This is a genomic window from Loktanella sp. DJP18 (assembly GCF_049310965.1).
GTDB lineage: Bacteria > Pseudomonadota > Alphaproteobacteria > Rhodobacterales > Rhodobacteraceae > Loktanella.
Window position 1 is genome coordinate 43398 of record NZ_JBMERN010000015.1, and the last position, 13050, is coordinate 56447.

Below are 13050 nucleotides of genomic sequence, written 5' to 3' on the forward strand. Positions count from 1 at the left end.
CTACTATGGGTATCACGGTGGCCGAACAGGGATGCACGATGTCTGACCCGATGACCAATCTCGAAATCGAGGATGTGCTGTCGTCCATCCGGCGCCTGGTCGCGGAAGGCCTGCCCGAGAAGGCTGCACCGCCGGACGTTCCGCCACGCCCGATGCCGAGGCTGGTCCTTACACCTGCATTGCGGGTCGACGCGCCGGCTGGCACGCCGGTCCAGGCGACCCAAAGCCCCGTCAGACTCGGCGAATCGCAAAGGGTTGATGACAAGGCTGCCGTTGCCGCCCCCGACTCTCCCGCCGACCGCGCCAGCCTTCTGGCGACCATCGCGGAACTCGAGGCCGCCGTACGCGATCAGCCCGACGATTGGGAACCCGACGGCACCGGGACCGATACCGACATGAGTTGGGCCCGCGCCGGATTTCGCGGCAATGTGGAGGGCGCGGACGCAGAGCCGGCACCCTACATGCCCGCAAACACCGCGGCCTGGCCCGCGACCCTGGTCGAGGCGGCACGCCGCTACCGTGCGTCGGAAAACGAGACACAGGCAGAAGATGACAAATCGGTGCCCGTCGCCGAATTCCGTCATCACCGGACCGATGGCGCCGACCAGGCGGACGGCGACGGCGTGTTCGACGATGACCTGATCGGCGGTCCCGATCTGGGGGACGACCCGGAAGACATGCTGGAAAGCTACCTCGCCGGTGCACCCATCATTGACGACGCCAAGCTGCGCGAGATGGTGCGCGATATCGTGCAGCAGGAATTGCAGGGCAAACTGGGCGAGAATATCACGCGCAACGTCCGCAAGCTCGTGCGGCGCGAAATTCACCGGGCCTTGACGACTCAGACCTTCGACTGACGCAGGACCGGCGCGGCGAGTGCCAGAAGGGCATCTAGATCGAGGTGCGCCGCGACATGATCCGCCAGCGCATCCAGCGTGGCCTGCACCGTCGCACCGTAATCGCCCGCACCGACAGGCTTGCCAAGCCGCGCCAAGTAGGCGGCCCGAAAGGCATCCGCCGCGAACAGACCATGCAGATAGCACCCCATGACACGGCCGTCCCTGCTTTGCGCACCTTCGGCGCGACCATCCAGCGCAAGCCAGTGCCGGTCGGCATCCGGTCCGGTCGTCCGGCCCAGATGGATTTCATAGCCTGACACCGGGTCGCCCGTCGGCAGATAGGTCGCATGGCTCAGCGCGAGGCGCTTGTGTTGTCCCATCACGGTCGCGACGTCCAGATGTCCCATCCCTCGCACTGCGCCCGGCGGCCCTTCGATCCCGTCAGGGTCGGCGATGGTCTGCCCCAGCATCTGATAACCGCCGCAGATGCCCAGCACGTGACCGCCCCGCCGGATGTGCGCCGCAAGATCGATATCCCAACCCTGCGCGCGAAAATGCGCAAGGTCGGCGATGGTGGATTTGCTGCCAGGCAGCAGGATCAGGTCTGCGTCAAGGGGCAGGGGGCGGCCTTCGGGCACGATCTCGACGCTCACATCGGGCGTCGTCGACAGCGGATCGAGGTCGTCGAAATTGGCGATCCGGTTCAGGCGTGGCACGACGATCCTGATCGGCCCGCCGGGGCGGCTGGCGACATCCATCACGTCCTCGGCCGGCAATCGCCAAGCATCCGCGAACCAGGGCAGGATGCCCAGGGGGGTCCAACCGGTCCGGGCGGCGATCAAGGCCATGCCGTCGGTGAACAGGCTGGCGTCGCCGCGAAACTTGTTGATCGCGAACCCCTTGATCAGGCCAGCGTCGCCGGGGTCGAGCACGACATGCGTGCCGACCATCTGGGCGATCACGCCGCCTCGGTCGATGTCGCCGATCAACACGACCGGCACGCCGGCAGCGCTTGCAAAGCCCATGTTGGCGATGTCGCCGGCGCGCAGATTGACCTCTGCGGGGCTGCCGGCCCCTTCGACGATGATCAGGTCGCAGCTTTCGGCCAGGCGGTGAAAGCTGTCCAGCACCTCGGGCAGCAACTGCGCCTTCATGGCTCCGTAGGCGCGGGCCTGCACCGTCGCGAGGCGTTGCCCGCGCAGGATCACCTGCGCGCCGATGTCGGTTTCCGGCTTGAGCAGGACCGGGTTCATGTCGACGACCGGATCACGACCGCAGGCCAGCGCCTGCAGCGCCTGCGCCCGGCCGATCTCTCCTCCGTCGACGGTGACGGCGGCGTTGTTGGACATGTTCTGCGGCTTGAACGGGGCGACACGCAGTCCCATCCGCGTTGCGGCGCGGGCTATACCGGCGACCAGCATCGACTTGCCGACGTTGGACCCGGCCCCCTGAATCATGATCGCCCTGGTCACTGCACGGTCCCTCGTATGTGCGCCCTCAATGGCACGGCGCACAAAAAAACGCGACCCGTCAGGGCCGCGTTCAGATGTCGAATGTCGCAAAAGATCAGGCGGCGCGGGCGTCCTGTTCGGCGGCACTGCGGCGCTCGCTCTCTTCGCGCGACAGCGCAACAGAGGTACGCACGCCCTTGCCGACAAATTCCATCAGGCCGTTCACGACACGTTCGTTCGGGTCGATCCCGGCGCAGGACAACACTTCACGGCCGTCACGCGACCGCGCCCAGCGGGCGATCTGTTCCGGGCCGTTGCCGTACTTCTTGTCATCCGCGATGGCGTCGTCCAGTGCGGCAAGGACCACCGCCGCAAACAGCTTGCGGGCGCGGTTTCCCTGTTCGTTGTTGAACGCTGTGCCGTCGACGAAATCTCTCATCATAGGTCCTTCTCGTTTTTTTTCGCCCTTGTGGTTTCGGCGTGAGGCCCCTTATGCATCATCAAGGATGATTCGGGGGTCTTGTTTTGGAATGGCTGCCATGCATGACACGCATGGCTAAACCCAACTACATCGCGCATTTAGTCGTCTTGCCAGGGCTGCACCGCCCAGATATAGACCGCGACAGACCTGCATCAACCTCTTGCCACAATTTTGATACAAAGTGAATCATGCCCAAAATCAACGGTAACGAAATCCGCCCCGGCAACGTTCTGGAGCATGACGGTGGCCTTTGGGCAGCAGTCAAGGTCGATCATGTGAAGCCCGGAAAGGGCGGAGCCTTCGCGCAGGTCGAACTGAAGAACCTGCGGGATGGTCGCAAGCTGAACGAACGCTTTCGGTCCGCCGACAAGGTCGAGAAGGTCCAGCTAGAACAGAAGGACCAGCAGTTCCTGTTCGAATCCGACGACATGCTGACCTTCATGGACAGCCAGACCTACGAACAGATCGCGCTGCCAGCAGACATCCTTGGTGACCGCCGCCCCTTTCTTCAGGACGGGATGGTGGTGCACATCGAATACTATGGCGACGAGGCGCTGAACGTCACGCTGCCGCTGCGGGTCACCTGCAAGATCGTCGAGACCGAGCCGGTGGTCAAAGGTCAGACGGCGGCCAACAGCTTCAAGCCGGCTATTCTGGACAATGGCGTCCGCGTCATGATCCCACCCTTCGTGGGCACGGATGAAGACATCGTCGTCAACACGGAACTGTTCGAATACGTCGAACGGGCCTGATGTGTCGTCCCGGTCGGCCTGTGTTGCAGGCCGGGACGATGTATGTTGCCATAGGTTCCTCCCTGTCGCGGCTGTGTCGCAGGGTGACGGCAACTTCCTAATAATTCGTTACGATCCCTCGGGGATGTCGCCTGCGAAAGGTGTCACCCGGGCACCGGTCGTGCGCAGATCCGCGGTCCGGTCGAACCGCAGATAGGCAATGGCCCGGTCGCCCGCGACCGAATGCAGTGTGCCGGCGGCCCGGTCTCCCGATGCAATCTCGTCCCCCGGCTGCGCCGCACCCTCCAGCCTGACCCGCACCAGACCCTTGCGTAGGGTAGTCTTGTGTTTCATGCGGGCCACGATCTCTTGCCCGACAAAGCAGCCCTTGCGGAAATCGACGCCGTGCAGCCGGTCGAACCCGGCCTCCAGGATGTAGCTTTCGGGGGTCAGGTCGATGCCGGTTTCCGGGATCAAATGCGCGACGCGCAGGGCCGTCCAGTCGGTATCGTCGGACACATCGGTCGGGCCATAGGCGCGCCAGCCCAACGCCGGATGGCGCGGGTCGGACAGCGCACCCGCGGGGGCAGGTCCGGTGCCACGCGACACTACGATGTCGCTCCTCGCGATCTGCACGTCGGCGCGCAGGCGGTACAGGCCCAGCCGCTGCATCAGCCCATCCGCGTGGCTGGCGGCCACGTCGATCAACAGGCGATCCGTTTCGCCCAGAACGAAGAAATCCGCCAGATACTTGCCCTGCGGTGTCAGCAGAGCAGCATAGACGATCCCGCCATCGGCCCGGGACACGTCGTTGGTGACCAGCCCCTGCAAGAAGTCCACGCGGTCCGCCCCGGTCAGGGCGATGACAGTGCGATCAGTCATGGGTGTTGTCCTCGCGCGATTTGAACTGCATCGCATACAGATCGGCATAGATGCCGCCGCGTTCAAGCAGGGCGTCGTGTGACCCCTGGTCAACCACGCGCCCCTGATCCATCACGACGATGCTGTCGGCATTGCGCACGGTCGACAAACGGTGCGCGATCACCAGCGTCGTGCGCCCAACGGACAGCCGCTCCAGCGCGGCCTGCACGAGCGCTTCGGACTTGGTGTCCAGCGCGCTCGTCGCCTCGTCCAGCAGCAGGACCGGCGTATTGCGCAGCAGGGCGCGGGCGATGGCAACACGCTGGCGCTGCCCGCCCGACAGGTTGGACCCGCGCGGCCCGGCCGGACTGGCGAGACCCAGCGGCAGTTGTGGCAGGAATTCCGTCACATGGGCGGCGTCCAGCACGGCCGCAAGCTGCGCGTCGGACACATCGGTGCGACCCAGCAGGATGTTGTCGCGCAGCGTTTCGTCGAACAGCGCCGCGTCCTGCGTGACGACGGAAAAGAGGCCGCGCAGCTGGCCAAGGTCCATCCGTTCCACCGGGACGCCACCGATGCTGACAGTGCCGCCCGTGGGTTCCACCAGTCGGGTCAGGACGTTGAACACGGTGCTTTTCCCGGCACCGGAGGCCCCGACAAGCGCCGTGGTGCGCCCGGCCTGCGCAACCAGCGATGCGCCACGCAGCACGGACAGCTCTCCGTAGGTCAGGCTGACATCGTCCAGCCGCACCTCTGGCGCGTCATGGGGGGCGGGGCGCGGATCGGAGGGCGACAGCAGGGTCGGCCGTTCGGCCAGAACGCCACGCAGCCGGTCGATGCTGGCCGACGCGATCTGCCACTGACCGCTGGTCTGGCCCAGTCGCCGCAGGGGATCGAAGACCAACGCCATCGCGGTGAAGAACGACATGAACTCGCCGACGGTCTTGGTTCCGGCGATGATCTCGCCCGCGCCAAAGACCATCACCGCCAGAAAGCCGACCCCTGTCATAACGTCGATCATCGCGGGCACAGTGGCCTGTCCCGCGGCGGCGCGCACCTCGGCCGCGACGCGGGCGTCCGTCAGGGCGGCGTAGCGGTCGGTCTGATACGCCTCGAGCGCGTTCAGCTTGATCGGGTTGATGCCGTGAAAGACCTCGTCCAGACGGGTCGACATGCGGCCTGCAAGCTCTCTTGCAGTCACGGAGCGGCGGCGGACATAGGCCTGCGCCAGCAGGGCCGGCAGGATCAGGAACGGCGTGCCGACCAGCGCGATCAGCGTCCACTGCCAGTCGACCGACAGCGCCACGCCGAAGAGCACCAGTACCGTGACCGCATCGCGGCCAAGCCCCACGAGGATCGCGGCCCAGCTTTGGTTCACGAGGGTCACATCGCCCTGCACCCGTTCGATCAGTTGACCCGGCGGGTTGATCTGATGGTAGGCGCTGTCCAGCCGCATGAGGTGCGCCAGCAGGTCGCGCCGCATCGCGGCGGCGGCCCGCTGACTGGCAATCATCAGCAGCACCTTCTGCCCGGCCGAGGTGACGGCGCGGGTCAGGAAGATCGCCATGATCGCGATCCCCACGATCCACAGCGCCGATCCGTCGCCACCGACGAAGACCCTGTCGAACATCGGCTTGATCAAATAGGACAGCAGGCCCAGCATCCCGCCTTCGACCGCCATCATCGCCAGCGCCGCGCCGATCAGCGCCCAGTGGCGGCGCAGGTAAGTCCGCCAGATCCAGCGAAAGGCGTCTGTAGCGGGTGCCGTCATAGCGGCAGGCTGCGGCGGCTGGCGAACAGCGCGCGCACGGCGTCCGGGTCGTATTCGTCGCGCACCCAGTCGCGCAACGTGATGGGGCCGCGCGCCAGCCGCGCCTCGTAGAGATCAAGAAGCGCGTCCTGCACGCCGGTCTTGGTCCACTTCAGATGCAGATAGCGCAGCGACAGGTGCCGCCGCGCCTCGGCCATCGGGGCACCCTGATCCAGCAGATACAGCGCCGACGCCAGCCCCGCGCGGTCGGCGCCGGACTTGCAGTGCATGACGAAGGGCCTTTGCACCGTGTCGAAGGCGGCAAAAAGCTCTAGCAGCTTTGCGCGGGCGGGCGCGTTGCGCGCGGCGAATTTCACGCTGACCAGATCGAGGCCGAGGGCGTGGCAGGCTTCCACTTCCATCAGATAGGGCGGGGCTTCGCCCACGCCGCGCAGATTGAGGATCGCGCGGATGCCCCGGGTCCGGTAGGCGTCCAGTCGGGTCGCGTGGGGATGGTTGGAGCGATAGACGCCGGGTGCCACAAGGTCAAAATTGGTCCAGCGATAGCGCAGGAACCCGTGATCGACGAACTGGTAATACAGCCAGGACCGCCGCCGCGCACCGGGCGTATCGAGGGCGTAGACCCGCTTTGGCCGATCCCGGCCCGTCAGGGCGGTGACGATTCTGCGCAGCATCCGGGGGCCTTTGCGAACTTGCGGGACGTGCAAAGACCTCTAGCCGCTCTGCCGGAGCGGGGCAAGCGACCCCCCCCGCCGGGCTGGACAGGCGCGGACGGTGTTGACCCCGCCCGGCGGACGGCTAGTGTCGCGCGGAACTTCACTGGAAAGCCCGTGCCATGTCCCTTGCCCAAGGTCGTCAATACCTTGCCATCCCCGGCCCATCCGTCATGCCAGACAGCGTCCTGCGGGCCATGCACCGGGCGTCGCCCAACATCTATGAGGGCGAACTGCACGACCTCACTCACAGCCTGATCCCCGATCTGAAGGCCGTCGCGCGCACCGAGGGGCATGTCGCGATCTATATCGGCAACGGTCATGCCGCGTGGGAGGCGTCGCTGGCCAACGTCTGCGCGCCCGGTGACACCGTCCTTGTGCTGGCGACCGGCCGCTTCGGCCACGGCTGGGCCGACATGGCGCGGGGGCTGGGGTTGACGGTCGAGGTGCTGGATTTCGGCCAGGCCGATGCCGTCGACCCCGACCGCGTGACACGGGCGTTGCGCGCCGACGGAGCCGCACGGATCAAGGCGGTGCTGGTTTGCCAGACCGACACCTCGACCGGGGTGCGCAACGATGTGGCCGGTGTGCGGGCAGCGATGGATGCAGCGGGACACGATGCGCTGCTGATGGCCGATTGCATGGCATCGCTAGGCTGCGACACCTTCGAGATGGACGCCTGGGGCGTCGATGTGATGGTCGCCGGTTGCCAGAAGGGGCTGATGACGCCTGCAGGTCTCGCCTTCGTGTTTTTCAACGCCCGCGCCGACGCGCGGCAGGTCGGCACCGTGTCAAGCTGGTGGAACTGGCGGCCCCGTGCCGCGCCAGAGCAATACTATCAGTATTCCAATGGCACGGCCCCGACGCACCACTTCTACGGCCTGCGCGCCGCACTCGACCTCATCAAGGAGGAGGGGCTGGACAATGTCCTGTCCCGTCACGCCACGCTGGCCCGCGCAATCTGGGCCGCCTGCGATGTCTGGGGGCAGGGCGGCGAACTGCGGCTGAACATCGCGGACGCGGGCCTGCGGTCCCATTCGGTCACCTCGGTCTATGTCGGGCCGGGGAAAAGCGATGTGCTGCGGCACTGGTGCGAACATCAGGCCGGGCTGACGCTGGGCATTGGTCTGGGACGAGAGCCGACGGACGCCTGGTTCCGCATCGGCCACATGGGGCATGTCAATGCGCAGATGATCCTCGGTTGTCTGGCGACGATCGAGGCAGGGCTGATCGCCTGCGACATTCCCCACGGGTCGGGCGGTATTCGCGCCGCGGCCGAGGTGATCGCCGCAGGCTGATCGCTACTCCTGCGGGTTTGCGGCCAGCCAGGCGTTCATCTGGTCGATCTCGGCCTGCTGCGTCGCCAGGATGTTTTCCGCAAGCCCGCGCACCTCTGCGTCGTCGGTCGTTTCCAGCACCGTGTTCGCCATGTCGATGGCGTCCTGATGATGCGGCACCATCCCGGCCATGAAGTCATGGTCGGGGTTGCCGGTCATCGGCATGTCACCCATGCCCGCGTGGTCCATCGGTTGGCTGCCACCCGGCAACAGCATCATGCCGCCGACGCCGACGACGGCCCCGATGACCAGTCCCGCGATCGCACCCGTTGTCGTCGTCATGTTCGTTGTCCTTCCGAAGGTCGCGACATCAGGATACCGTTTCGCGGCGCGCGGCAAGGGGCCATCGTGCCGCAGTCACCCGGCGGCCCGCGCGATGGCCAGTGCGTCCGGCAGGGCGGCGGCAAAGGCCGCGATGTCGGCCTCGGGTGCGCAGCTGATGCGGATGCAACGGTCATGGGGTGCCACGAACGGCATGCGAACGAAGATTCCGGCATCGCCTAGAGCCGCCAGAACCCGGCGCGCGAAAGCACCGTCCTGCCCGCAGTCCATCGTGACGAAATTCGTGGCGCTCGGCAGCGGTGTGAGGCCGTTTTCAAGCGCTATCGCCGCAAGCCGGTCGCGGCAGGCGGCGACCTGAGCCTGCACATGCGGCAGCCAGTCCTGATCCTGCAACGCCGCAAGCGCCGCGATCTGACTGAGCTTCGCCATGCCGAAGTGGTTACGGACCCGGTCGAAGGCCGCAATCAGCGGTCGCGGCCCTATGGCATAGCCGACCCGCGCGCCTGCCAGCCCGTAGGCCTTGGAGAAGGTGCGCATGCGGATCACGCGGTCGTCGTGCGGGGCGATGTAGAGCGCGGTGCCGTCGGGAGCGAGGTCGATGTAGGCCTCGTCCAGCACCAGCAGGCAACCGCCGGGGACATGGCTGACCATGCGTTGCAGCGTCGATGCGTCGTGGTGGCTGCCCATCGGGTTGTCGGGGTTGGCGATGTAGATCAGCTTTGCCCCGACCTCGGCCGCGCGGGCGCACAGCCGCTCCGGGTCCTCGAAATTGCCGGCGTAGGGCACGGTGTGCAGCACGCCGCCGAAACCGGTGACGTGATAGTTGAAGGTCGGATATGCGCCGGCGCTGGTGACGACCGCATCGCCGGGGGCGATCAGCAGGCGTACGAGGTTGCCCAGCAGGGTGTCGATGCCTTCACCGACCATGATGTGCGCGGGGTCGATGCCGTGATGCGCGCCAAGGGCGTGGCGCAGATCGTGCGCCTCGGGGTCGGCGTATTGCCAGACGGTGCCGGCGGCGGCCTGCATGGCGGCGATGGCATTCGGCGAGGGACCGAAGGCGGATTCGTTGGCACCGAGGCGGGCAATGAACGGCTTGCCCCGTGCGCGTTCCTGCGTTTCCGGCCCGACGAAGGGGACCGTGGCAGGCAGGGACTGCGCGAGAGGGGTCAGGCGAGGGTCGGTGTCGGCCATGGGTGCCTCCAGCGGGTGTGTCTGCGGGACTGTGGTGCCGGAGGCTGACGTGGAGCCTCCGGCGGGAGTTTATCTGGCCAGATGAATGGGATCAGCCGATTTCGCTCAGGCGGGCGAGTGCGGTTTTCAGTTGCTCTGCTTCGGCTTCGCGGTCGGCGAGGTTCTGCTTCGTCTCGGCCACGACATCGGGCGGGGCGGAGGCGGCGAAGTTGGGGTTGTTCGCGCGGCCTGCGAGGCCCTTGATTTCCTTTTCCAGCTTGGCCAGGCCCTTGGTCAGCCGGTCTTTTTCCGCGTCCACGTCGATCAGGCCCGCCAGCGGCAAGGCGAAGGTCGCGCCCTTGACGGCGACAGTGAGGGAGCCTTTGGGGATTTCCGCGGCGCTACCGATGTTTTCGATCCGCGCAAGGCGCTGGATCATCGGCAGGTTGTTCGCCTCGGCCCGTTGGGCATCTGCATTCGCGTCGATGCGCAGCACGTCGATCTTCAGACCCGCCGGCACGTTCATCTGGGCGCGGGCGGACCGGACGCCGTCGATCAGGGAGATCGTCCAGTCCATTTCGGCCTGCGCCTGCGGGTCGACCAGATCGGCGGTCAGGTTTTCGGGCCAGGGGGTCAGGGCCAGCAATTGGGTGCGGGAGCCTGTCAGGGACCAGAGTTCCTCGGTGATGAAGGGCATGAAGGGGTGCAGCAGGGTCAGCGACTGTTCGAGGACCCAGCGCATGACCTGCTGCGTTTCGTGCTTCTCGGCCTCTGCCCCGTCCAGCAGCAGGGGTTTGGAGAATTCGACATACCAGTCGCAGACCTTGCCCCAGACGAAGGCATAGAGCGCGTTCGCGGCGTCGTTGAAGCGGTAGGCGGTGAGGGCGGCGTCGACTTCTTCGCGCACCTTTGCCGTTTCCCCGATGATCCAGCGGTTCACGGTCTGCGTCGCCTGTGGCACGCCGTCGGCGGCGGGGGCAGTGAAGACGTCGTTCATTTCGGCAAACCGGGTGGCGTTCCACAGCTTCGTACCGAAGTTGCGGTAGCCCTTGATGCGGTCCTCGTTGATCTTCAGCACGCCGCCGATCGCCGCCATCGCCGCGTTGTTGAAACGCAGCGCGTCGGCCCCGTAGAGGTCGATCATCGCGAGCGGGTCGATGACGTTGCCGCGCGTCTTGGACATCTTCTCGCCCTTCGCATCGCGGACGAGCTGATGCAGGTAGACAGTGTGGAACGGGATTTCGTCCGTCACGGCGAGCGACATCATCATCATGCGCGCCACCCAGAAGAACAGGATGTCCTGCCCGGTGATGAGGACATCGCCGGGAAAGTATTTGTTCAGTTCCGGCGTTTCCTCGGGCCAGCCGAGGGTGCCGAAGGGCCAGAGGCCGGAAGAGAACCAGGTGTCGAGGACATCGGGGTCGCGGGTCAAACAAACCCTCTCGACCTTCATATCAGTATTACCTGCTTTCGAACTAACCGTCAGCGAGTGGTCAAGCCTTTGCGCTTTCGCGCTACTTCGTTCAAGAAATTTGATTTCGCAGTCCGAACCGTAGAACGCGCGAGCCTTTGCCACTGCACCAGCTTCGTCTTCAGCACAAAAGAATTTCTTGGCCTCGTCGAAATTGTAGCCAGTCGCACTGTTAGGCGTTTTGACGATATCCGGCCCATACCACACTGGGATCTGATGCCCCCACCACAACTGCCGGGAAATACACCAGGGTTCAATGTTCTCGAGCCAGTGGTAATAGACCTTCTCGCCGCTTTCGGGGATGATCTTGGTGCGGCCGTCGCGGACGGCGTCGAGTGCGGGGCCGACGATCTGGGCGGTGTCGACGAACCACTGGTCGGTCAGCATGGGTTCGATGACGACATTGGACCGGTCGCCGAAGGGCTGCATGATCTTCTTGGGCTCGACGAGCGGGGCGAGTTGATCGAGGCGGTTTTCGCCGCCTTCCTCGGGCGCCGTCAGTTTGGCGGGCTGGCCCAGACGCGGGTCGGTGGCGGGGACCATGACGGCGAGGCCCTCGGCGGTGACATCGGCAATCACGCGGTTGCGCGCCTCGAACCGATCCAGCCCGCGATAGGCGTCGGGGACGAGGTTCATCGCGGCGATGGATTGTTCGTCGGGCTCGCCGGTGTCGATGTAGAAATCTTCAGGCTTTGCTTTGTAGCCGTGATGGATCAGCCATTGGTCAGCATAACGCTGCGCCATCTCAGCTTCCTCAGCGTAAGGCCGCCCATCGGCGCGCATCCGGCCCTTCGTGTCCATCAGGGCATACATCGGGATGCCACCGCGTTTGGCGACGAGGTAGTCGTTGAAGTCGTGCGCGCCGGTGATCTTCACGGCACCCGACCCGAACGTCATGTCAGGGTAGTCGTCGGTGATGATCGGGATCAGGCGGCGGCTTTCCTTTGGCCCCACGGGGATTTCGCACAGTTTGCCGACGATGGGCGCATAGCGGGTGTCGTCCGGGTGGACGGCGACGGCGCCGTCGCCCAGCATCGTCTCGGGGCGCGTCGTAGCGATGGAGATGTAGTCGCGCTCTTCCTCGAAGATCACCGCGCCATCTTCGTCCTTTTCAACGTAGGTATAGGTTTCGCCGCCGGCCAGCGGATACTTGAAGTGCCACATGTGGCCGTCGACTTCGCGGTTCTCGACCTCCAGATCGGAAATCGCGGTCTCGAAATGCGGGTCCCAGTTCACGAGGCGCTTGCCGCGATAGATCAGGCCCTTGTCATACATCTCGACAAAGACCTTGAGGACGGCATCGTGGAAGTTGCCGGGCTTCTCGCTTGCTGGCGCGCTCTCGGCGCCGGACATGGTGAAGGCGGACCGCGACCAGTCCATGCTGTCGCCCAGACGACGCGCCTGATCCTCGATCGTGCCGCCGGACTGCGCCTTCCACTTCCAGATTTCGGCGATGAAATCGGGGCGGGTCATGTCGGTGCGCTTGATCTGGCGTTCGGCCAACTGCTTTTCGACGACAAGCTGCGTGGCAATGCCCGCGTGATCGAGGCCCGGCTGCCAGAGCGTGTCGTAGCCCTGCATCCGCTTCCACCGCGTCAGGATGTCCATTAGCGTGTGGTTGAAGGCGTGGCCGACGTGCAGCGCGCCGGTCACGTTGGGCGGCGGCAGCATGATGGTGAACGTCTCGGCCCGCCGCGCACCGGCCCCCGGCCTCGGGCGTTTACCCGCACCGGCCTTGAACGCACCGGCCTGTTCCCATGCGGCATAGATCGCGGCTTCGCGGGCGGCGGGGTCGAAAGTCTTGTCCAGGGCCATGGGGCGCGTCCTTTGCATCGTGTTGCAGGGGGTTTACCCAAAGGGGGGACTGCGGAAAAGGGGCAATGCCCGGGCTGGACACTGGCCTGATCCCGTTTAGGTTCAGACCCGTAACAGATGGGGCG

General features: G+C 65.5%; 11 protein-coding genes. 3 read left to right on the top strand and 8 right to left on the bottom strand.

Translation table 11 applies throughout. The features are described from left to right. Positions 1-38: 38 nt before the first annotated feature. A complete protein-coding gene (locus tag ACOI1H_RS06700) occupies positions 39-857 on the top strand; it encodes a hypothetical protein (protein ID WP_422436091.1) in 819 nt (272 codons plus the stop codon). Here ACOI1H_RS06700 and ACOI1H_RS06705 read toward each other — a convergent pair. After that, positions 842-2311: a cobyric acid synthase gene (locus tag ACOI1H_RS06705; RefSeq protein WP_422436092.1), complete on the bottom strand. Its 1470-nt coding sequence runs from the start codon at positions 2309-2311 to the stop codon at positions 842-844. The two genes, ACOI1H_RS06700 and ACOI1H_RS06705, sit on opposite strands and share 16 nt — an antisense overlap. Positions 2312-2405: 94 nt before the next feature. Beyond that, complete coding sequence (locus ACOI1H_RS06710; RefSeq protein WP_422436094.1) at positions 2406-2729, bottom strand: DUF6280 family protein; 324 nt, start codon at positions 2727-2729, stop codon at positions 2406-2408. Positions 2730-2959: 230 nt separating this feature from the next. On the opposite strand from ACOI1H_RS06710, the gene efp reads away from it, so the two are divergent. After that, positions 2960-3523, top strand: a complete 564-nt coding sequence (efp, locus tag ACOI1H_RS06715) for an elongation factor P (protein ID WP_422436096.1) — start codon at positions 2960-2962, stop codon at positions 3521-3523. 108 nt (positions 3524-3631) lie between these two features. On the opposite strand, the gene ACOI1H_RS06720 is transcribed toward efp, so the two are convergent. From ACOI1H_RS06720 to ACOI1H_RS06730, 3 genes are read right to left on the bottom strand one after another with little or no spacing between them, the layout of a single operon-like run. Continuing rightward, entirely contained in the window at positions 3632-4384 is a 753-nt protein-coding gene (locus ACOI1H_RS06720; RefSeq protein WP_422436097.1) for a YgfZ/GcvT domain-containing protein, read from the bottom strand. After that, positions 4377-6134, bottom strand: a complete 1758-nt coding sequence (locus tag ACOI1H_RS06725) for an ABC transporter ATP-binding protein (RefSeq protein ID WP_422436099.1) — start codon at positions 6132-6134, stop codon at positions 4377-4379. The genes ACOI1H_RS06720 and ACOI1H_RS06725 overlap by 8 nt, the downstream gene beginning before the upstream one ends. Beyond that, a complete protein-coding gene (locus ACOI1H_RS06730; RefSeq protein WP_422436100.1) occupies positions 6131-6808 on the bottom strand; it encodes a tyrosine-protein phosphatase in 678 nt (225 codons plus the stop codon). Before ACOI1H_RS06730 ends, ACOI1H_RS06725 begins: the two co-directional genes overlap by 4 nt. A gap of 161 nt (positions 6809-6969) precedes the next feature. Between ACOI1H_RS06730 and ACOI1H_RS06735 the strand changes: the two genes are divergently transcribed. After that, positions 6970-8145, top strand: a complete 1176-nt coding sequence (locus ACOI1H_RS06735) for a pyridoxal-phosphate-dependent aminotransferase family protein (protein ID WP_422436101.1) — start codon at positions 6970-6972, stop codon at positions 8143-8145. 3 nt (positions 8146-8148) lie between these two features. Here ACOI1H_RS06735 and ACOI1H_RS06740 read toward each other — a convergent pair whose 3' ends face one another. From ACOI1H_RS06740 to ACOI1H_RS06750, 3 genes are all read right to left on the bottom strand, one after another. Continuing rightward, the gene (locus ACOI1H_RS06740; protein ID WP_422436103.1) at positions 8149-8466 is read right to left on the bottom strand and encodes a DUF305 domain-containing protein; all 318 of its coding nucleotides are present in this window, start codon (positions 8464-8466) and stop codon (positions 8149-8151) included. A gap of 75 nt (positions 8467-8541) precedes the next feature. Further along, the gene (locus tag ACOI1H_RS06745) at positions 8542-9660 is read right to left on the bottom strand and encodes a pyridoxal phosphate-dependent aminotransferase (RefSeq protein ID WP_422436105.1); all 1119 of its coding nucleotides are present in this window, start codon (positions 9658-9660) and stop codon (positions 8542-8544) included. Between the two features lie 91 nt (positions 9661-9751). After that, positions 9752-12925: a valine--tRNA ligase gene (locus ACOI1H_RS06750; protein ID WP_422436106.1), complete on the bottom strand. Its 3174-nt coding sequence runs from the start codon at positions 12923-12925 to the stop codon at positions 9752-9754. Positions 12926-13050: the final 125 nt, after the last annotated feature.

Coding starts and splice junctions, on each gene's coding strand:
- ACOI1H_RS06700 (WP_422436091.1), top strand. CDS start 39: ATGTCTGACCCGATGACCAATCTCGAAATCGAGGATGTGCTGTCGTCC.
- ACOI1H_RS06745 (WP_422436105.1), bottom strand. CDS start 9,660: ATGGCCGACACCGACCCTCGCCTGACCCCTCTCGCGCAGTCCCTGCCT.
- ACOI1H_RS06730 (WP_422436100.1), bottom strand. CDS start 6,808: ATGCTGCGCAGAATCGTCACCGCCCTGACGGGCCGGGATCGGCCAAAG.
- ACOI1H_RS06720 (WP_422436097.1), bottom strand. CDS start 4,384: ATGACTGATCGCACTGTCATCGCCCTGACCGGGGCGGACCGCGTGGAC.
- efp (WP_422436096.1), top strand. CDS start 2,960: ATGCCCAAAATCAACGGTAACGAAATCCGCCCCGGCAACGTTCTGGAG.
- ACOI1H_RS06750 (WP_422436106.1), bottom strand. CDS start 12,925: ATGGCCCTGGACAAGACTTTCGACCCCGCCGCCCGCGAAGCCGCGATC.
- ACOI1H_RS06725 (WP_422436099.1), bottom strand. CDS start 6,134: ATGACGGCACCCGCTACAGACGCCTTTCGCTGGATCTGGCGGACTTAC.
- ACOI1H_RS06735 (WP_422436101.1), top strand. CDS start 6,970: ATGTCCCTTGCCCAAGGTCGTCAATACCTTGCCATCCCCGGCCCATCC.
- ACOI1H_RS06740 (WP_422436103.1), bottom strand. CDS start 8,466: ATGACGACGACAACGGGTGCGATCGCGGGACTGGTCATCGGGGCCGTC.
- ACOI1H_RS06710 (WP_422436094.1), bottom strand. CDS start 2,729: ATGAGAGATTTCGTCGACGGCACAGCGTTCAACAACGAACAGGGAAAC.